Genomic DNA, 17,998 nt, shown 5'->3' on the forward strand with positions numbered 1-17,998 from the left:
CCGGCGTCGCGGCCGGCGTCGCGGGACGCAATCACGCTTCCTCGGCGTCCAGTGCCAGGGGCGCGGACGGGGCCGCCAGATCGTCCGTCGTCAACGGCCCTGCGGGCCGCGCAAGCCGTGCCTTGGTCACCCAGTACAGCCTCTCCTGCGCCCGGGTGATGGCGACATAGGTCAGCCGCTTCCACAGCTGGACCCCAGCCTCGGACCGGTTCGACCAGGCGGCGGCGCTGATGTCGGGGCCGAACACCTGCACCTCGGGCCACTGGCTGCCCTGCGCCTTGTGGATCGTGACCGCCGCCCCGTGCAGAAAAGCCGCGCCCATTCGCGCCGCAAAGGGGATGAAGGGTTCGTCCTCGTCCGGCATCTCGATCTTGACGATGCTGGCGGCCGACAGGCGCGGGTCCTCGGCCCCGATCACGTGCAGGCGCGAAAAGCCCGGCTTGCGGCCCGGCCCCAGATAGACCACTTGCGCTCCCTTGATCAGGCCGCGCGCCTCCAGATCGATCCGCTTCTTGCGATGCTTCAGCGGCAGCTCCAGCCCGTCGCAGATCAGCGGCTCTCCGGGCAGCAGCGCGTCCCCTGGCGCGCCGAAGGCCGTGCGGAAGGCATGGATCAGCCGGATGCGCGTCGCATTGCGCCAGACCAGGACCGGGCTGCGCGCCATCAGGTCGCTTTCCACCCGCTCGGCCCAGACCACGCGGTCGTCCTTGCGCGCAGCATCGCGGATCATCTGCTCGAAATCGTCAAAGCCCAGCTGATCGTCGGCCAAAGCATGGGCCATGTCCAGGATCGGGTTGTCGTCGGCCTGGCGGTGAATGCGGCTCAGCATCAGGCGCTGCGCCGGCGCCAGCTTGTCAAACACCATCTCTCCGGACTGGCCGACCGGGGCCAGCTGGGCAGGGTCGCCGAACAGGACCAGCACGGGAAAGATCTCGCGCAGGTCCTCGAACTGCTTCTCGTCCAGCATCGAGGCCTCGTCGATCAGCCCGACGTCCAGCCCCTCCTCGCGCCTGGTCCAGCCGCGGATGAAATCCGACCCGCGCAACCCGGCCGTGGCCAGCGCCCCGGGGATCGAGGCATGCTGGTCATAGAACGCCTTGGCCCGGTCCAGCGCCGTGTCAGACAGTTCCGCGATGACCGGGCGTTCGGCCGCCCCGGTCAGCCATTCGGCGATCTTCTCGTATTGCGGATCATAGACCGGGGTGTACAGGATCCGGTGGATCGTCGTGGCCGGCACGCCGCGCATGCGCAGAACGAACGCCGCCTTGTTCGTCGGCGCCAGAATGGCAACGCTACGCCGGTCCTTGCGGCGCCGCCCTTCGTAATCAGGGCTGATCAGTTCGACCCCCGCCTCCAGCAGGGCCTTGGTGATCTGCGACAGCATCAGCGTCTTGCCCGATCCGGCCTTGCCGATGACCGCCATGACGCGACCTTTTCCCGACTGTGGCGGATGCAGTTCCTCTGCGATGATGTCGATGCCCGCCGCGCCGAAGGTTTCGGCCAGCGCGTCCCAGGCATCGGCCTGATCGGGCGAAAGGGTCGGGGCGGGGACGGGACTGTTCATGCCAGACCCTTAGCCTGCCTTCGCGGCCAAGGCAAAGCGCCGCGCAACTTTTCCGCCCCGGGCACCGTGCCTGCGGGCACCCCAACAGGAGAGACGCGATGATCGAGCTGTTCTTCGTCACCTGCCTGCTCGCCGACCCACAGCGCTGCAGCGATCACAGCCTGCTGTTCGAGGAACGGAACGGCCTGTTCACCTGCATGCTGCAGAGCCAGTCCGAGCTTGCGAAATGGGTGGCCACCCATCCGACCGAACAGGTTCGCGAATGGAAATGCCGCCGTGCCGGAGAGGGTGATCGCAAGGTCTGACCCCATGCACCGCCGCGCGGGGGGTCCGGGGGGCGGCAGGCCCCCCGGCACGTCGCGGGACGCAGGTCAGCGCCGACCGGCCTCCAGCGCATCCTCGAAGGTGCGCAGCCCGGTCCGCGGCGATTGGACCAGCACCGCCATGTTGCCCGGCTTGTGCTGGTTGCGCAGCATCATCATGTGCGCGGCCGGGATCTCGGCCCAGGGGAACACCTCGGACATGCAGGGGTCCAGGCGGCGTTCCAGCATCAGCTTGTTCGCGGCGCTGGCCTGCTTCAGATGGGCGAAATGCGACCCCTGGATGCGCTTCTGATGCATCCACAGGTACCGCACGTCGAAGGTGCAGTTGAACCCCGTGGTGCCTGCGCAGATCACCACCATCCCGCCCTTCTTGCAGACCAGCGTGCTGACCGGGAAGGTCGCCTCGCCGGGATGCTCAAAGACGATGTCGACATTGTTGCCCTTGCCGGTGATGTCCCAGATCGCCGCGCCGAACTTGCGCGCCTCGTTGAACCATTCCTTGTACTCCGGCGTGTTCACCGTGGGCAGCTGCCCCCAGCAGCGAAATTCCTTGCGGTTGATGACTCCTTTCGCGCCCAGCCCCATGACAAAGTCGCGCTTGTCTTCCTCGGAGATCACCCCGATGGCGTTACCGCCCGCCGCGTTGATCAGCTGGATCGCATAGGAGCCGAGGCCCCCCGACGCGCCCCAGACCAGCACGTTCATGCCCGGCTTCAGCTCGTGCGGCTCGTGCCCGAATAGCATCCGGTACGCCGTGGCCAGCGTCAGCGTATAGCAGGCCGATTCCTCCCAGGTCAGGTGGCGCGGCCGGGGCATCAGCTGCTGCGCCTGCACGCGGGTGAACTGGGCAAAGCTGCCGTCCGGCGTCTCGTATCCCCAGATCCGCTGCGTGGGCGAGAACATCGGATCGCCGCCGTTGCAATGCTCGTCGTCGCCGTCGTCCTGGTTGCAGTGGATGACGACCTCGTCCCCGACCTTCCACCGCTTGACCTTGTCGCCCACCGCCCAGACGATCCCCGACGCATCCGATCCGGCGATGTGATAAGGCTGCTTGTGCACGTCGAACATGCTGATCGGCTTGCCCAGGCCCGCCCAGATCCCGTTGTAGTTGACGCCCGCCGCCATCACCAGGACCAGAACCTCGTTGCTGTCGATGGCGGGGGTGTCCACGACCTCCAGTTGCATGGCCTGATCGGGCTCTCCCTGCCGTTCGCGGCGGATCGCCCAGGCATGCATGCGCGCAGGGACATGGCCCAGGGGGGGCATCTCGCCCACGGCGTACAGGTCTTTGACCGGGGCGTCGTAGGGCGCGATCGGGGTGGGTGCGTCGAGAGCCATCGTCTTTCTCCTGTCCTGTGCCGCAGTGCAGAATCACCGGGCCGATTTGCCCTGTCCTACGCCACAAAAAGCAACAATGCAACTATCAGACACTAGTACGCGCAATAATATGTCGGAATGATTAGAACTGCGCCGCGCTGCGGCGAATTGACGGCGCAGCTTTGTGTCTGTATCGATACTATTGATGACATTTTCTTGCGAGGGCATGATGGCCGACAAGGACAAACCCTGGCTGTTCCGCACCTATGCGGGCCATTCCACGGCGGCGAAATCCAATGCGCTGTACCGGACGAACCTGTCGCGCGGACAGACCGGCCTGTCGGTGGCCTTCGACCTGCCCACGCAGACCGGTTACGACAGCGATCATATCCTGGCGCGCGGAGAGGTCGGCAAGGTCGGCGTCCCCGTCTGCCATCTGGGAGACATGCGCGCACTGTTCGACCAGATCCCGCTGGAGCAGATGAACACCTCGATGACGATCAACGCGACCGCGCCGTGGCTTCTGTCGCTGTACATCGCCGTGGCCGAGGAGCAGGGGGCCGATGTCAGCCGCCTGCAAGGCACCGTCCAGAATGACCTGATCAAGGAATACCTGTCGCGCGGGACCTATATCTGTCCGCCTGCGCCGTCGCTGGCGATGATCACCGACATCGCCGCCTATACGCGGCAGCACCTGCCGAAATGGAACCCGATGAACGTCTGCAGCTATCACCTGCAGGAGGCCGGGGCGACGCCGGAACAGGAGCTGGCCTATGCGCTGGCCACCGCCGTGGCCGTGCTGGACGATCTGCGGGACAAGGTGCCCTCCGACAGCTTTCCCGAGATGGTCGGGCGGATCAGCTTCTTCGTGAACGCGGGCATCCGCTTCGTCACCGAGCTGTGCAAGATGCGCGCCTTTACCGAGCTGTGGGACGAGATCACCCGCGACCGCTATGGCATCGCGGATGAGAAATACCGTCGGTTCCGCTATGGCGTGCAGGTCAACAGCCTGGGCCTGACCGAGCAGCAGCCCGAGAACAACGTCTATCGCATCCTGCTGGAGATGCTGGCCGTCACGCTGTCCAAGAACGCCCGCGCCCGTGCGGTGCAGCTGCCCGCCTGGAACGAGGCCCTGGGCCTGCCGCGGCCCTGGGATCAGCAATGGTCGCTGCGGATGCAGCAGATCCTGGCCTATGAGACCGACCTGCTGGAATATGGCGACCTGTTCGACGGCAATCCGGTGATCGCCGCCAAGGTCGAAACCCTCAAGCAGGGCGCTCGGGACGAATTGGCGCTGCTGGACCAGATGGGCGGCGCGATTGCGGCCATCGACTACATGAAGGCGCGGCTGGTCGAATCGAACGCGGCCCGCCTTGGCCGGATCGAGACGAACGAGACGGTCGTGGTTGGCGTCAACCGCTGGCAGCAGGCCGAGCCTTCGCCGCTGACGGCGGGCGATGGCGGCATCATGGTCGTCGACCCCGCGGTCGAGGCCGATCAGGTCGGCCGCCTGGCCGCCTGGCGCGCGGAACGCGACGCAAGCGCGGTCGAGGCGGCGCTGGCCGCGCTGCGCCGCGCCGCGCAGTCGGGCGCGAATATCATGGGGCCGTCCATCGCCGCCGCCCGCGCGGGCGTCACCACCGGCGAATGGGCGGGCGTGATGCGCGCGGTGCATGGCGAATACCGCGGCCCGACGGGGGTGTCGCAGGCGCCCTCGAACCGCACCGAGGGGCTGGAGGAGATCCGGGATGCGGTCGATGCGGTCAGCGCCCGGCTGGGGCGGCGCCTGAAGTTCCTGGTGGGCAAGCCGGGCCTGGACGGCCATTCGAACGGCGCCGAACAGATCGCCTTCCGCGCCCGCGACTGCGGCATGGACATCACCTATGAGGGCATCCGCCTGACCCCGGAGGAGATCGTCACGCGTGCCCGCGAACAGGACGTCCATGTCGTCGGCCTGTCGATCCTGTCGGGCAGCCACCTGCCGTTGATCGAGGATCTGATGGCCCGCATGCAGGCCGCCGGAATGGGCCATGTGCCGGTGATCGTCGGCGGCATCATTCCCGACGACGACGCCGCCCGCCTGACGGCGATGGGCGTGGCACGGGTCTATACGCCCAAGGATTTCCAGCTGAACACGATCATGATGGACATCGTAGGGCTGGTCGCGCCGGGCGCCGCTGCCGCGTGACCGGGCAGGGCGCAGATAACGCGCCCTGCGGGTGAACCGGACGGGCCTTTGGCCGTTGACAGGGCTGCACGACAAAGGCCGGCCCATGACATCTCAGACCCGGCGCAACAGCGCCATCGACCCGTTGCGCATCCTTCTGGCACTGACGGTCATCGCCCTGCATAGCGGATTTCCCGAGGCCGCGCCGCCGCTGGTCAAGCAGGTGCTGTTCAACGGCCTCTATCGTCTGGCGGTGCCGGTCTTCGCCTTGATCTCGGGGTACTTCTTCCTGTCGGCCATGCGCGGCGGGCGCAGTGGGCCGTATCTGCGCCGCATCCTGGCGTTATACCTGCTGTGGATGACGATCTATCTGCCGATCTATGGTCCGGACCTGACCGGGGCGGGGCATGCGCTGCAGACGCTGGTCTTCGGCTATTTCCATCTGTGGTTCCTGCCGGGCCTGCTGGTATCGGCGGTGATGGTCATGGTGCTGCGCCGACCGATGCGGATCGCCGTCGCGGCGGCGCTTCTGGCGGGTACGGCGCTGGCCCTGCAACTGCTGGTCCTGACCGGGCAGGCAAATATCCAGCTGGACCATTATCGCAACGGGGTCTTCACCATCTTTCCGTTCTTCGCGCTTGGCGTTCTGCTGGCGCATGGCTGGGGTGCGGGGCTGCGGCGGTGGGCCATGCCGTTGGCCGGTCTGGCGCTGCTGGCGGTGATGGGGGAAAGCCTGGTCTGGTGGGTGATCGCGGGCGGGGGCTGGGGCGTCGACATGATGCTGTCGCTGCTGGCGGCGGCGCCGCTGCTGTTCCTGGCTGCGCAGCAGGTGCAGGGGGCGTGGGACGGCAAGCGCGCGGCCAGCACCGCGGCCTTCGTCTATTTCGTGCATGTCATGATCATGATCTGCGCCAGCCGGTTCGGGCTGGAGGGCGACACCAAGGCGCTGACCGTCATGGCGGTCAGCCTGGCCTTGGCCACCTGGCTGGGGATGGCAGAGCGCCGCCGCGTGCTGGCATTCTTTACCTGACCCCGGAATGCGAAACGCCGCCCCGAGGGGCGGCGTCTGCGACGTCGATCGTGGCGTGGATCAGAAACCCAGGCCCGCGTATTTCGACTTGAACTTGGTCACGCGGCCGCCGGTATCCATCAGGCGCGACGAACCACCGGTCCAGGCCGGGTGCGAGGTCGGGTCGATGTCCAGCGACATGCTGTCGCCCTCGGCGCCCCAGGTCGAACGGGTCTGGTAGGTGGTCCCGTCCGTCATCTTGACCGAGATCGTGTGGTAATCGGGGTGAATCTCTTTTTTCATGGCGTGACCTCTGCTCAGGCTTTCGCGTCCGACAGCGGACGGTAGTTGGTCTTTTCGACGATACGGGCCGACTTGCCGCGACGATCGCGCAGATAGTACAGCTTGGCGCGACGGACCTTGCCGCGACGGACGACCTCGATCGTGGCGATGTTGGTCGAATACAGCGGGAACACGCGCTCCACGCCTTCGCCGAAGCTGATCTTGCGGACCGTGAAGCTGGCCGCGATGTTCGCGCCGCCACGGCGCGAGATGCAGACGCCTTCGTAGTTCTGGACGCGGGTACGGGTACCCTCGGTCACTTTGTAGCCGACGCGGATGGTGTCGCCGGCCTTGAAGTCGGGAATGGACTTGCCAAGCTCGGCGATCTGCTCGGCTTCGAGTTGTGCGATCAGGTTCATCGCTTTGGTTCCTTGTCATGCTCGCGGTACATCCGCGATTGGTCTGATGCGCCCGAGCGCTGTCGGTCCTTAGCCGGGTCCACATGCGTTTCCGCATATGCCCGCCACAGATCGGGGCGGCGTTCTTGTGTCAGCCTCTCGGCCTCACCGGACCGCCATGCGGCGATGGCTGCGTGATTGCCCGACAACAGCACGGGCGGTATCTCGCGGCCATCCCAGAGGGCTGGCTTGGTGAACTGCGGCGCTTCCAGAAGACCCCGGTTGCCGATGGAAAAGGACTCCTCGGCCAGGGAATCATGATTGCCCAGCACGCGCGGTATAAGCCGGACCGTCGCGTCGATCAAGACCTGTGCGGCGATCTCTCCGCCGGTCAGGACATAATCCCCGATGCTGATCTCCTCGATGGCGTGCTTGTCCAGCACGCGCTGGTCGATTCCCTCGAACCGGCCGCAGATCAGCGTGACGCCCGGCCCCTGCGCCAGCGCCCGGGCACGGGCCTGGGTCAGCGGCCTGCCGCGCGGTGACATGTAAAGGACGGGCAGGGTCGGCCCCGGTCCCGCCTGCGCCTCGGTCAGGGCTGCGTCCAGCACGTCCGCGCGGATGACCATGCCGGCCCCGCCGCCCGCGGGCGTGTCGTCGACATTGCGGTGCCGGCCCATGCCGAAATCGCGCAGGCCGATGGTGCGCAGGTTCCACAAGCCCTGCGCCAGCGCCTTGCCGGTCAGGGACAGGCCCAGGATGCCGGGAAAGGCCTCGGGGAACAGCGTGACGATCCGCGCGGTCCATGCGCCCGCCACTTGCGGTTCCGCCATCAGCTCGCGCGGGCGCAGGCTGGGACGGGCGGTCAGGCGGCCGTGCGACTTGGGACTGGGCGCGTCGCTCATTCGTCGTCGCCGGGCGGGTCCACCACGATGCGACGCGCGGCCAGATCGACGGTCGGCACGACGGCACGGGTAAAGGGCAGCATCAGCACCTGTGTGCCGCCCACCACCTCGATGATGTCGCCGGCGCCGTGATCGTACAGGGCACGCACCCGGCCCAGGGATTTGCCGCCGGTATCGACGACCTCCAGCCCGATCAGGTCGGCATGATAGAATTCGTCATCCGGCAGCGCGGGCAGGGCACTGCGCGGGGCCCACAGGGTCACGCCGCGTAGGGCGTCGGCATCCTCCTTGGTGGCGATGCCCTTGATGCGCGCACCCAGGGCCCCCGTCACCTCGCGCGTCAGCGACACCTCGAACCGGCGGGTGCCGTCCTCGGACGTCAGGGGGGAATAGGTCGCGATATCGGCAGGGTCCGAGCAGAAGCTTTTCAGCCGCACCTCTCCGTGGACCCCGAAAGCCCCCGCGATGGCGCCAACGCAGATGCGGTCTTCGGTCATGTCACACCCTTGCAATAAAGGACTGGCGGGGTTTCCCCCGCCAGCGTCAGATCACTCGGCTTCGGCGGGCGCCGCGGCCTTCTTGGCGCGCTCGTCGGCGCGCGCCTTGGCTTTCTTGCCGGGCTCTGCCTTCTTCATGTTCTTGCGCTCGGCCTTTTCCTTGACGCCCGCGGCTTCCAGGAAGCGTGCGACGCGGTCGGTCGGCTGCGCGCCGTGGCTCAGCCAGTACTGGATGCGCTCGACGTCCATCTTGACACGGTCTTCGCTGTCCTTGGCCAGCAGCGGGTTGTAGGTGCCCAGCTTCTCGATGAAGCGGCCGTCGCGCGGCATGCGCGAATCCGACGCGACGATGGCATAGTGCGGGCGCTTCTTGCTGCCACCACGGGCCAGGCGGATCTTCATGGACATCAGATAGTCTCCTTGGGTTGTCGTCCGGTCAGGACTGATAATGTTCGTGGTGCCGAATGACTTCGGCGATCACGAAGGTCAGGAATTTGCGCGCGAATTCCGGGTCGAGATCGGCCTCGCGCGCGAGGCGTTCCAGGCGTTCGATCTGGCTTGCCTCGCGCGAGGGATCGGACGGCGGAAGGTCGTGCCGGGCCTTCAGGCGGCCGACGGACTGGGTGTGCTTGAAGCGTTCGGCCAGCGTATAGACCAGGATGGCGTCAAGCCGGTCGATGCTGGCACGGTGGTCGCGCAGCAGGTCGGCCGCGCGGGTGGTTGCGTCGGTCATGCGGCCTCCGGGCTGTGACGATAGACGAGGCAGGGCTTGTCGAAGACCGGCTGCCGCGCGCCGCGGTCACGCACCGCGCCAAGCCGTTCGGCCAAAGCGATCGACCGGGCATTGTCCGGGTCGATATAGCTGACCGCCGTGGTCCAGCCCAGGTCGCGGAACGCATGTGCGCGCACCGCACGGGCGGCTTCGGCGACATAGCCGCGGCCTTCGGCGGCCTGCGACCAGACGGACCAGCCCAGCTCATGCTCGGGCCAGCCGTCGGGGTACCACGGGCCGGTCATGCCCAGGGGTGTATCATCGCCCTTAAGGCAGAACACGAACATTCCGAAACCGCGCATCACCCAATGGCCGGTCAGGTGGCCGAAGGCCCGCCAATAGGCGCCGGGCTTGGGTTCAGGCGAACCGCCGCCCACGAACTGCGCGCGATCAGACTGATAGAAGCTGCGCCAATGCGGCCAGTCGCTGCCCAGGGGCGCGCGCAGGGTCAGCCGTTCCGTCTCCAGAACCGGGGTGGGGGACAGCGTGATCATTTCTTGCCGAACAATCCGCCCAAGCCGGCAGGCAGGCCCGCGCGGCCCAACTGGCCGCCCAAGCCCTTGGGATCGGCCAGCATCTTCTGGGCCTCGGCCATCTTGGCGGGGTCCAGGTTCTCCATGTCGGGCAGGCCGCCGCCCTTGCCGGTCATGGCGCGCATGGCCTGCTTCATCAGCCCGCCCTTGCCCATCTTGCCCAGCTTCTTCATCGTGTCGGCCATCTGCTTCTGCATCTTCAGCAGCTTGTTCAGGTCCGACACGTCCAGACCCGCACCGGCAGCAATGCGCTTTTTCCGGCTGGCCTGCAGCAGGTCGGGATTGGCCCGTTCCTTCTTGGTCATCGAATTGATCAGGGCGATCTGGTGGCGGACGACCTTGTCGTCATAGCCCGCGGCCTCGGCCTGCTTGGCCATCTTGGCCATGCCGGGCATCATCCCCATGACCGAGGACATGCCGCCCATCTTCTGCATCTGCTCCAGCTGGCCGCGCAGGTCGTTCATGTTGAAGAGGCCCTTCTGGAACCGCTTCATCATGCGCTCGGCCTGCTCGACCTCCAGCACCTGCTGGGCCTTCTCGACCAGGGCCACGATATCGCCCATGCCCAGGATGCGCCCCGCGACGCGGCTGGCGTCGAAGGTCTCCAGCGCGTCCATCTTTTCGCCCAGACCCACGAAGCGGATCGGCTTGCCGGTCACGGCGCGCATCGACAGGGCCGCACCCCCGCGTCCGTCGCCATCCATCCGGGTCAGCACCACGCCGGTGACGCCGACCTTGGCGTCGAACTCGGTCGCGACGTTCACGGCGTCCTGACCGGTCAGGCCGTCGACGACAAGCAGCGTCTCGCGCGGGTTCGCGATGTCGCGGACCTGCTGGACCTGGGTCATCAGCGCCTCGTCGATATGCAGGCGACCGGCGGTGTCCAGCATGACGACATCATAGCCGCCAAGCGAGGCCTGCGTCTTGGCGCGCTGCGCGATCTGCACGGCGGTCTGGCCCATCACGATGGGCAGCGTGTCGACGCCGATCTGCTGGCCCAGGATGGCCAGCTGCTCCATCGCGGCGGGGCGGTTGGTGTCCAGGGACGCCATCAGCACGCGCTTCTTCTCGCGGTCCTTCAGGCGCAGGGCCAGTTTCGCGGTGGTGGTGGTCTTGCCCGAACCCTGCAGGCCAACCATCAGGATGGCGGCGGGCGGGTTGTCGATGCGCAGCGCCTCGGGGGCGTCGTCGCCCTGCAGGACCTTGATCAGCTCGTCATGGACGATCTTGACGACCTGCTGGCCGGGGCTGACCGATTTCGTGACCGCGGCGCCGGTGGCCTTGGCCGTGACGGCCTTGACGAAGTTGCGCGCCACCGGCAGCGAGACGTCCGCCTCCAGCAGGGCCACGCGCACCTCGCGCATGGCGGCGGTGACGTCCTCCTCGGACAGGGCGCCCTGCTTGGTCAGCCGGTCGAAGACGCCGCCCAGGCGATCGGAAAGGTTCTCGAACATGGCCGGGCCTCCTATGGCTCCAAATCGGTTTAGCCCCCGTGGGCGCAACGCGCTGACGGGGGGGCGATCCCCGCATCTGGCGCAGGGACCGGAAGGCTGTGCTTCCGGGAATCCGGGGTCTTGTACAGGGCAGGGGGGGTCCTGTCAACGCAGGCCCGGTCGGATCACGGGGTCGCGACGTTGACCGGCAGAACGAAGCTGGCGCTGCCCCGCGGCATGTCCTCCGTGAAGGTCGGCATCCGGGGCATGTCCATGATGCTGTTGCGCAGGGCATGATCCATCATCGGGTTGCCCGAGGACTGCATGGTCCGCACGTCGTTGATCATGCCGTCCTGGGCCACGACGATGACGAATTGGGCGGAGTTGGTCGCGCTGACGGTCGCCGCTTGCAGAAGTGCCACATGGCTTTGGCGGGCGGCCTTGTCGTGCAGCAGCTTGGTCCATTCGATCATGTCACGGGGGCGGTGCGTGGCGATTTCGTTGACCGCGGTCTGCGCCACGGCCGGGGTGTAAAAAACCGCCAGCCCTGTCAGCAGGGCGGCGGTCGCAATCGTAAAACGCATGGCGGCAATGTCCCAGACGGATGCAATGCCGCCATATGAGGATGGGGTGAAGCTGCGCAACAGCGCAGCCGGTCAGGCCGCGATCTGCTCCAGCGCCTGTTGTGCGCGTGCCATGCCGGCCTCGCGGTCCATGGCAAGGCCGTCGGCGGCCACGAAGGTCACGTCGGTGATGCCCAGGAAGCCCAGCATGTGGCGCAGATAGCCCGACGCGTGGTCCAGGTCCGAACCCATCGGCGTGCCGGCGGCGGTATAGGCCACGAAGGCACGCTTGCCCGTCAGCAGGCCCTCGGGGCCCTCGGCGGTATAGCGGAAGCTGACACCGGCGCGGGCGATCTGGTCCAGCCAGGTCTTCAGCTGCGATGGCAGGAAGAAGTTGTAGACCGGCAGCCCGATCACCAGCGTGTCGGCGGCCTGAACCTCGGCCAGCAGTGCGTTCGAGGTGTCGATCTGCGCCTGCTGCTGCGGGGTCGGATCGTCGGTGCCCACGCGCACGGCCTTGAACCATGCGGTGTCGATGGCGGGGACGCCCGTGCTGAGATCGCGATAGGTCACCGTCGCGTCGGGATTGGCAGCGGTCAGGCGGGCCAGGATGTCGGCGGTCAGCTGGCGCGAGACCGAGGCGTCGGCGGTGATGGCGCTGTCGAGATGCAGGATGTTCATGGCAAGCTCCCAGAGAGTTGTTTCTGCGTTGCAGCAGATTTAGATCTATGCACCTGCGAACGTAAGGGGGATAACTGCGCATTCACTGTGCGGGGATGCACATGCAGATCGAATCGTGGGACGATATCCGCGTGGCACTGGCCGTGGCGCGCACCGGAACGGTCAGTGGGGCGGCCGCCGATCTTGGCGTGCACCACGCCACGGTGATCCGCCGCATCGACGCGCTGGAATCGGCCCTGCGCGCCCGGCTGTTCCAACGCCACACCCGCGGCTATGCCCTGACCGAGGCCGGGCGCACCCTGCTGGATGCGGCGGGGGCTGCGGATGAACGCTTTGCCCAGATGGCCGCGCAGATCGCCGGCGCCGGAGAGCGGATCGAGGGAGAGCTGGTCGTGACCTCGCTGCCGGAACTGGTGGATCTGGTCATGCCGCGGCTGATCGCGCTGATGGCGCGCCATCCCGACCTGCGCCTGACCTATGCCACGGACGCGCGCCTGTTCCGGCTGGGCGCCGGAGAGGCGCATGTGGCCATCCGCGGCGGGGCCGAACCGACCGAGCCCGACTATGTCGTGCGTGCGATGGGGCGGATGGGGCATGTGATGTATGCCGCGGCCTCGTACCTGGACCGGCACGGGCCGGTCGACGATCCGCGCGACCACCGCTTTGCCCTGCCGGGACCAGAGGCGCGCGGCGCGCCTTACATGCGCTGGCTGCAGGACCGCATCGGCCCCGAGAACATCCTGGTCACCGCCAACGAGGCCACCGCGCGCGAGGCGGTGATCCGCGCCGGGCTGGCGGTCGGTGCCTTGCCCGACAGCCTGGCGCGTGGCCTTCTGCCCGCGCTGAGCCTGCCGGAATGGGATTCCAACCTGTGGCTGGTCACCCATGTCGACCTGCATCGCACCCCGAAGGTCCAGGCCGCGCTGGCGGCGCTGCGCGACGGCTGAGCCCTTTCCCTCGGCCCCGGCTTGGGGCAGCGTGCGCCGCAGGAGGACCCATGACCCATTCCCGCCCATTGCCAGACCGGACCGTCCGATGATCACCGCGCGGATGAGCGCATCCGACTGGGGCCTTCTGCTGCTGCTGTCACTGATCTGGGGCGGGTCGTTCTTCCTGATCGCGCTGATCGTGGGGCATATGCCGGTCCTGTGGGTGGTGGCATTGCGCGTGATGATCGCCGCTGCGGTCCTGTGGGCCATCGTGCTGGCGACCGGGCGGGCACTGCCGCGCGGGGCGGGGCTGTGGGGCGCGTTCCTGGKGATGGGCGTCCTGAACAACGCCATCCCCTTTGGGCTGATCGTCTGGGCGCAGGGGTTCATCCCGGCAGGGCTGGCGTCCATCCTGAACGCGACGACGCCGTTGTTCACGGTGCTGGTCTCGACCCTGGTGCTGGCGGATGAGCGCGCGGGGCTGATGCGCCTGGCCGGGGTCGCCCTGGGCCTGGGCGGTGTCGCAGTGATGATCGGCGTGGACGAACTGGCGGGTCACGGCCATGGCGTGCTGCCGCAACTGGCGATGCTGGGCGCCGCGATCAGCTATGCCTGGGCCGCGGCCTTTGGACGGCGGTTTCGTGCGCAGGGCGTCGACCCGCTGGTCACGGCGGCGGGCATGGTGACGGGCACCAGCGTCGTGCTGCTGCCGCTGGCATTGGCGCATGACGGGCTGCCGCCGGCGGCGCCTGCCCAGGTCTGGCTGGCGATCAGCCTGCTGGGGCTGGTCTGCACAGGGCTGGCCTACGTGCTGTTCTTTCGTATCCTGGGCCGGGCGGGGGCCACGAACATCTCTCTGGTGACGTTCCTGGTACCGGTGTCGGCAATCCTGCTGGGCTGGCTGTTCCTGGACGAGGTTCTGGGCCTGCCGCAGCTGCTGGGCATGGCGGTCATCGGGCTTGGGCTGGCGATGATCGACGGGCGGCTGCTGCGGCGCTAGGGCTGCCGGGGCGGCTTTCCATCCGGCGGCGCGGTCGCTAGGTTTCCCGTCGGGACAGGACAAGAGGCTGCTTGTGGCGCATATCATCGTGGTCGGAAACGAAAAGGGCGGCTCGGGCAAGTCGACCACCTCGATGCATGTGGCGACCGCGCTGGCGCGGATGGGGCACCGGGTCGGCGGGCTGGACCTGGACGTCCGCCAGCGCAGCTTTGGCCGCTATCTGGAGAATCGCGCCGCCTTCCTGGCGCGCAAGGGGCTGGACCTGCCCATGCCCGTGCTGGCGCCGCTGGGCGAGGGCGCCGATCCGCTGACACCCGCCCTGCGGCAGCTGGAGGAGACGTGTGACTTCATCCTGCTGGACTGCCCCGGGTCGCACACCAAGCTGAGCCAGATGGCGCATACGGTCGCCGATACGCTGATCACGCCCCTGAACGACAGTTTCGTCGATTTCGACCTGCTGGCGCGCCTGTCGCCCGACGGTGACGTGCTTGGTCCCTCGATCTATGCCGAGATGGTGTGGGGCGCACGCCAGCTGCGCGCGCAGGCCGGGGCAGGGCCCATCGACTGGCTGGTGCTGAGAAACCGCCTGGGCAGCCAGCAGATGCACAACAAGCGCAAGGTCGGCGGCGCGTTGGCCGACCTGTCCAAGCGGATCGGGTTTCGGGTGGCGCCCGGATTTTCGGAACGCGTGATCTTTCGCGAGCTGTTTCCGAACGGGCTGACCCTGCTGGACCTGAAGGATGTCGGCACCGAGGCCATGAGCATGTCCCAGATCGCCGCGCGGCAGGAGTTGCGCGACCTGATCAACGAATTGCGCCTTCCGGGCGTCACCGTCACGTTCTGACAACGAAAGACGGCGGGCCGATGGCCCGCCGTTTGTTCCGTCCGGTGGCTGGATCAGGCCAGCATGCCCATCGGGTTTTCCAGATGGGCGACGATCGCCTCCAGCAGTTGCGCGCCAAGCGCACCGTCGATCACGCGGTGGTCGACCGACAGGGTCATCGACATGACGTTGCGCACCACGACTTCGCCCTTTTCGACGACCGGGGTCGGGATGCCCGCACCCACGGCCAGGATCGCGCCATGCGGCGGGTTGATGACCGCGTCGAAGTTCTCGATGCCGAACATGCCCAGGTTGCTGATCGCGAAGCTGCCGCCCTGGTATTCATGGGGGGCCAGCTTCTTGGACTTGGCGCGCGCGGCCAGATCCTTCATCTGCGCCGACAGCGCCGACAGGGTCTTCTGATGCGCGTCCTTCAGCACGGGCGTGAACAGCCCGCCCTCGATGGCCACGGCCACGGCCACGTCCGAGGGCTTGAGCTTGAGGATGCGATCCCCCGCCCAGACCGCGTTCGCGTCCGGCACCTGCTGCAGCGCCAGGGCGCACGCCTTGATGATGAAGTCGTTGACCGACAGCTTGACGCCACGGCTCTCCAGCTGCTTGTTCAGCGTGGCCCGGAACTCCATCAGCGCATCCAGCTTGGCCGAGCGGCGCAGGTAGAAATGCGGGATGGTCTGCTTGGCTTCGGACAGGCGGGCGGCGATGGTGCGGCGCATGCCGTCCAGCGCGACCTCCTCGGTCTCGCGGTCGGCATACATCTTCAGCACAGCGTCGGTCGACAGGCCCTTGGGGGCCTGGGCCGGGGCTGCGGCTGCCGCGGGGGCCGCCTTCGCCTCGGGCTGGGCCGCAGCCGACGCTGCGGGCTTGGCCTCACCGGCCTTGGCGTTCTCGACATCGGCCTTGACGATGCGGCCACGGGGGCCGCTGCCCTGGATCTGCGACAGGTCCAGACCCTTGTCCTTGGCGATGCGCCGCGCCAGGGGCGAGGCGAAGACCCGGTTGCCCTTGGGTGCGTCGGCCTTGGCATCACAGGCGACCGGCGCGCCGATCGGGCCGCCATAGCCCTTCTCGGCCGGTTCGGGCTCGGCATCCGCCTTGGGCTCTTCCTTGGCCTTGGGCGCGCTGATGTCGCCCGCCTCCTCGCCGTCCTCCAGCAGGACCGCGATGGCGGTGTTGACCTTGACCGCCGAGGTGCCCTCGGCGATCAGAATCTTGCCGATGCGACCTTCGTCGACGGCCTCGAACTCCATCGTGGCTTTGTCGGTCTCGATCTCGGCGATGACGTCGCCGGACTTGACCTCGTCGCCTTCCTTGACCAGCCACTTGGCCAGCGTGCCCTCCTCCATCGTCGGGGAGAGGGCGGGCATCAGGATTTCCGTGGGCATCGCGCAGCTCCCTTACTTGTAGGTGACTTTTTTCACGGCTTCGACGATCTCGGCGGGCGTGATCAGCGCGTGCTTTTCCAGGTTGGCGGCATAGGGCATCGGCACGTCCTTGCCGGTGCAGTTGATGACCGGCGCGTCCAGATAGTCGAACGCGTTCTCCATCAGATAGGCCGAGATGTGGTTGCCGATGGCGCCCACGGGGAAGCCCTCCTCGACGGTCACGCAGCGGTTGGTCCGCTTGACCGATTCCAGGATCGCGTCATAGTCCAGCGGCCGCAGGGTGCGCAGGTCGATCACGTCGGCCTCGATGCCCTCTTCGGCCAGCTTGGCCGCGGCCTCCAGCGCATGCGCCACACCGATGCCGAAGCTGACCAGCGTCACGTCGTCGCCCGACCGGACCGTGTTGGCCTTGCCGAAGGGAATGGTGAAGTCCTCAAGGTCCGGCACCTCGAAGCTGCGGCCATACAGGATCTCGTTCTCCAGGAAGATGACCGGGTTGTTGTCACGGATCGCCTGCTTCATCAGGCCCTTCGCGTCGGCGGCCGAATAGGGCATCACGACCTTGAGGCCCGGAATGGCCGCGTACCATGCGGCGTAATCCTGGCTGTGCTGCGCGCCCACGCGGGCAGCGGCGCCGTTCGGGCCGCGGAACACGATCGGACAGCCCATCTGGCCCCCCGACATGTACAGCGTCTTTGCGGCCGAGTTGATGATGTGGTCGATCGCCTGCATGGCGAAGTTGAAGGTCATGAACTCGACGATCGGGCGCAGGCCGGCCAGGGCCGCCCCCGTGCCGATGCCGGCAAAGCCGATCTCGGAGATGGGCGTGTCCACGACGCGGCGGGGGCCGAACCGCTCCAGCAGGCCCTGGCTGATCTTGTAGGCGCCCTGGTATTCGCCCACTTCCTCGCCCATCAGGAAGACGGTCTCGTCGCGGTCCATCTCCTCGGCCATGGCCTCGCGCAGGGCTTCCCGCACGGTCATGGTCTTCATCTTGGTGCCCTCGGGCCAGTCGGGGCTGCGCGGCTTGGGCTGCGGGGTCACGACCTCCTCGATGGCGGATTCGCCGGGCTGGGCGCCGTCATCCTTCTTGGGGGCTTCGGCCGGCTTGGCCTCGGCCTTGGGGGCAGGGGCCGCGTCGGCGTCCTCTCCCTCCTCGACCAGCACCGCGATGGGGGTGTTCACGGCGACGCCCTGGGTGCCCTCGGCCACCAGCAGCTTGCCCATGATCCCCTCGTCGACGGCCTCGAATTCCATCGTGGCCTTGTCGGTCTCGATCTCGGCGATGACGTCGCCGGATTTCACCGCGTCGCCCTCTTTCTTCAGCCATTTCGCCAGCGTGCCTTCCTCCATCGTGGGGGACAGGGCGGGCATCAGGATTTCAATTGCCATGTGACGG

At 67.3% G+C, this 17,998-nt stretch carries 20 protein-coding genes; 6 read left to right on the forward strand and 14 right to left on the reverse strand.

Annotated features, from left to right (window positions below; translation table 11 throughout):
- Positions 1-31: 31 nt before the first annotated feature.
- Positions 32-1,564 (reverse strand): ATP-dependent RecD-like DNA helicase, encoded by a 1,533-nt coding sequence (locus GBO37_RS09640; RefSeq protein ID WP_252928675.1) that lies wholly within the window; start codon positions 1,562-1,564, stop codon positions 32-34.
- 98 nt (positions 1,565-1,662) lie between these two features.
- On the opposite strand from GBO37_RS09640, the gene GBO37_RS09645 reads away from it, so the two are divergent.
- Positions 1,663-1,869: a hypothetical protein gene (locus GBO37_RS09645; RefSeq protein WP_045982863.1), complete on the forward strand. Its 207-nt coding sequence runs from the start codon at positions 1,663-1,665 to the stop codon at positions 1,867-1,869.
- 66 nt (positions 1,870-1,935) lie between these two features.
- On the opposite strand, the gene ccrA is transcribed toward GBO37_RS09645, so the two are convergent.
- Positions 1,936-3,225 (reverse strand): crotonyl-CoA carboxylase/reductase, encoded by a 1,290-nt coding sequence (gene ccrA, locus GBO37_RS09650; protein ID WP_046001395.1) that lies wholly within the window; start codon positions 3,223-3,225, stop codon positions 1,936-1,938.
- Between the two features lie 208 nt (positions 3,226-3,433).
- On the opposite strand from ccrA, the gene GBO37_RS09655 reads away from it, so the two are divergent.
- Positions 3,434-5,392: a protein meaA gene (locus tag GBO37_RS09655; protein ID WP_252928701.1), complete on the forward strand. Its 1,959-nt coding sequence runs from the start codon at positions 3,434-3,436 to the stop codon at positions 5,390-5,392.
- A gap of 85 nt (positions 5,393-5,477) precedes the next feature.
- Positions 5,478-6,401 carry an acyltransferase family protein gene (locus GBO37_RS09660; RefSeq protein ID WP_252928677.1) on the forward strand — a complete coding sequence of 308 codons (924 nt, stop codon included), beginning with the start codon at positions 5,478-5,480 and terminating at the stop codon, positions 6,399-6,401.
- Between the two features lie 60 nt (positions 6,402-6,461).
- Here GBO37_RS09660 and rpmE read toward each other — a convergent pair whose 3' ends face one another.
- The 10 genes from rpmE to GBO37_RS09710 all read right to left on the reverse strand — a co-directional run bounded on the left by rpmE (position 6,462) and on the right by GBO37_RS09710 (position 12,444).
- Positions 6,462-6,683, reverse strand: coding sequence for a 50S ribosomal protein L31 (gene rpmE / locus GBO37_RS09665; RefSeq protein ID WP_252928678.1), 222 nt, complete (start codon positions 6,681-6,683; stop codon positions 6,462-6,464).
- 14 nt (positions 6,684-6,697) lie between these two features.
- Positions 6,698-7,081: a 50S ribosomal protein L19 gene (gene rplS, locus GBO37_RS09670; RefSeq protein ID WP_045982866.1), complete on the reverse strand. Its 384-nt coding sequence runs from the start codon at positions 7,079-7,081 to the stop codon at positions 6,698-6,700.
- Positions 7,078-7,965: a tRNA (guanosine(37)-N1)-methyltransferase TrmD gene (trmD, locus tag GBO37_RS09675; RefSeq protein WP_045982867.1), complete on the reverse strand. Its 888-nt coding sequence runs from the start codon at positions 7,963-7,965 to the stop codon at positions 7,078-7,080. Before trmD ends, rplS begins: the two co-directional genes overlap by 4 nt.
- The gene (rimM, locus tag GBO37_RS09680; RefSeq protein ID WP_046001398.1) at positions 7,962-8,462 is read right to left on the reverse strand and encodes a ribosome maturation factor RimM; all 501 of its coding nucleotides are present in this window, start codon (positions 8,460-8,462) and stop codon (positions 7,962-7,964) included. Before rimM ends, trmD begins: the two co-directional genes overlap by 4 nt.
- A 51-nt stretch (positions 8,463-8,513) precedes the next feature.
- Entirely contained in the window at positions 8,514-8,870 is a 357-nt protein-coding gene (rpsP, locus tag GBO37_RS09685; protein ID WP_045982869.1) for a 30S ribosomal protein S16, read from the reverse strand.
- Between the two features lie 28 nt (positions 8,871-8,898).
- On the reverse strand, positions 8,899-9,195 hold the full coding sequence (locus GBO37_RS09690; protein WP_042249024.1) for a chorismate mutase: 297 nt from the start codon (positions 9,193-9,195) through the stop codon (positions 8,899-8,901).
- A complete protein-coding gene (locus GBO37_RS09695; RefSeq protein ID WP_252928680.1) occupies positions 9,192-9,728 on the reverse strand; it encodes a GNAT family N-acetyltransferase in 537 nt (178 codons plus the stop codon). The genes GBO37_RS09690 and GBO37_RS09695 overlap by 4 nt, the downstream gene beginning before the upstream one ends.
- Positions 9,725-11,221 carry a signal recognition particle protein gene (gene ffh, locus GBO37_RS09700; RefSeq protein WP_045982871.1) on the reverse strand — a complete coding sequence of 499 codons (1,497 nt, stop codon included), beginning with the start codon at positions 11,219-11,221 and terminating at the stop codon, positions 9,725-9,727. The genes GBO37_RS09695 and ffh overlap by 4 nt, the downstream gene beginning before the upstream one ends.
- 164 nt (positions 11,222-11,385) lie before the next feature.
- Positions 11,386-11,784, reverse strand: a complete 399-nt coding sequence (locus GBO37_RS09705) for a TonB C-terminal domain-containing protein (protein WP_252928682.1) — start codon at positions 11,782-11,784, stop codon at positions 11,386-11,388.
- 72 nt (positions 11,785-11,856) lie between these two features.
- Positions 11,857-12,444, reverse strand: coding sequence for an FMN-dependent NADH-azoreductase (locus tag GBO37_RS09710; RefSeq protein WP_046001400.1), 588 nt, complete (start codon positions 12,442-12,444; stop codon positions 11,857-11,859).
- 101 nt (positions 12,445-12,545) lie between these two features.
- Here GBO37_RS09710 and GBO37_RS09715 point away from each other — a divergent pair, with 101 nt between their 5' ends.
- From GBO37_RS09715 to GBO37_RS09725, 3 genes are all read left to right on the forward strand, one after another.
- Positions 12,546-13,391 carry a LysR family transcriptional regulator gene (locus GBO37_RS09715; protein WP_252928684.1) on the forward strand — a complete coding sequence of 282 codons (846 nt, stop codon included), beginning with the start codon at positions 12,546-12,548 and terminating at the stop codon, positions 13,389-13,391.
- 88 nt (positions 13,392-13,479) lie between these two features.
- Positions 13,480-14,373, forward strand: a complete 894-nt coding sequence (locus GBO37_RS09720; RefSeq protein ID WP_252928685.1) for a DMT family transporter — start codon at positions 13,480-13,482, stop codon at positions 14,371-14,373.
- A gap of 73 nt (positions 14,374-14,446) precedes the next feature.
- Positions 14,447-15,217, forward strand: coding sequence for a division plane positioning ATPase MipZ (locus GBO37_RS09725; RefSeq protein ID WP_148911385.1), 771 nt, complete (start codon positions 14,447-14,449; stop codon positions 15,215-15,217).
- A gap of 53 nt (positions 15,218-15,270) precedes the next feature.
- Here GBO37_RS09725 and GBO37_RS09730 read toward each other — a convergent pair whose 3' ends face one another.
- Both GBO37_RS09730 and GBO37_RS09735 read right to left on the reverse strand, forming a co-directional pair.
- Positions 15,271-16,599, reverse strand: a complete 1,329-nt coding sequence (locus GBO37_RS09730; RefSeq protein ID WP_252928686.1) for a pyruvate dehydrogenase complex dihydrolipoamide acetyltransferase — start codon at positions 16,597-16,599, stop codon at positions 15,271-15,273.
- A 12-nt stretch (positions 16,600-16,611) separates the two neighbouring features.
- Positions 16,612-17,991 (reverse strand): pyruvate dehydrogenase complex E1 component subunit beta, encoded by a 1,380-nt coding sequence (locus tag GBO37_RS09735; RefSeq protein WP_046001404.1) that lies wholly within the window; start codon positions 17,989-17,991, stop codon positions 16,612-16,614.
- Between the last annotated feature and the right edge of the window lie 7 nt (positions 17,992-17,998).

Source organism: Paracoccus sp. 08, assembly GCF_024105395.1.
In the GTDB taxonomy this organism is placed as follows: domain Bacteria; phylum Pseudomonadota; class Alphaproteobacteria; order Rhodobacterales; family Rhodobacteraceae; genus Paracoccus; species Paracoccus marcusii.

Bases quoted from the DNA above. Each gene is read 5' to 3' on its own strand.
- GBO37_RS09640 (WP_252928675.1), bottom strand. From the start codon at position 1,564: ATGAACAGTCCCGTCCCCGCCCCGACCCTTTCGCCCGATCAGGCCGAT.
- GBO37_RS09645 (WP_045982863.1), top strand. From the start codon at position 1,663: ATGATCGAGCTGTTCTTCGTCACCTGCCTGCTCGCCGACCCACAGCGC.
- ccrA (WP_046001395.1), bottom strand. From the start codon at position 3,225: ATGGCTCTCGACGCACCCACCCCGATCGCGCCCTACGACGCCCCGGTC.
- GBO37_RS09655 (WP_252928701.1), top strand. From the start codon at position 3,434: ATGGCCGACAAGGACAAACCCTGGCTGTTCCGCACCTATGCGGGCCAT.
- GBO37_RS09660 (WP_252928677.1), top strand. From the start codon at position 5,478: ATGACATCTCAGACCCGGCGCAACAGCGCCATCGACCCGTTGCGCATC.
- rpmE (WP_252928678.1), bottom strand. From the start codon at position 6,683: ATGAAAAAAGAGATTCACCCCGATTACCACACGATCTCGGTCAAGATG.
- rplS (WP_045982866.1), bottom strand. From the start codon at position 7,081: ATGAACCTGATCGCACAACTCGAAGCCGAGCAGATCGCCGAGCTTGGC.
- trmD (WP_045982867.1), bottom strand. From the start codon at position 7,965: ATGAGCGACGCGCCCAGTCCCAAGTCGCACGGCCGCCTGACCGCCCGT.
- rimM (WP_046001398.1), bottom strand. From the start codon at position 8,462: ATGACCGAAGACCGCATCTGCGTTGGCGCCATCGCGGGGGCTTTCGGG.
- rpsP (WP_045982869.1), bottom strand. From the start codon at position 8,870: ATGTCCATGAAGATCCGCCTGGCCCGTGGTGGCAGCAAGAAGCGCCCG.
- GBO37_RS09690 (WP_042249024.1), bottom strand. From the start codon at position 9,195: ATGACCGACGCAACCACCCGCGCGGCCGACCTGCTGCGCGACCACCGT.
- GBO37_RS09695 (WP_252928680.1), bottom strand. From the start codon at position 9,728: ATGATCACGCTGTCCCCCACCCCGGTTCTGGAGACGGAACGGCTGACC.
- ffh (WP_045982871.1), bottom strand. From the start codon at position 11,221: ATGTTCGAGAACCTTTCCGATCGCCTGGGCGGCGTCTTCGACCGGCTG.
- GBO37_RS09705 (WP_252928682.1), bottom strand. From the start codon at position 11,784: ATGCGTTTTACGATTGCGACCGCCGCCCTGCTGACAGGGCTGGCGGTT.
- GBO37_RS09710 (WP_046001400.1), bottom strand. From the start codon at position 12,444: ATGAACATCCTGCATCTCGACAGCGCCATCACCGCCGACGCCTCGGTC.
- GBO37_RS09715 (WP_252928684.1), top strand. From the start codon at position 12,546: ATGCAGATCGAATCGTGGGACGATATCCGCGTGGCACTGGCCGTGGCG.
- GBO37_RS09730 (WP_252928686.1), bottom strand. From the start codon at position 16,599: ATGCCCACGGAAATCCTGATGCCCGCCCTCTCCCCGACGATGGAGGAG.
- GBO37_RS09735 (WP_046001404.1), bottom strand. From the start codon at position 17,991: ATGGCAATTGAAATCCTGATGCCCGCCCTGTCCCCCACGATGGAGGAA.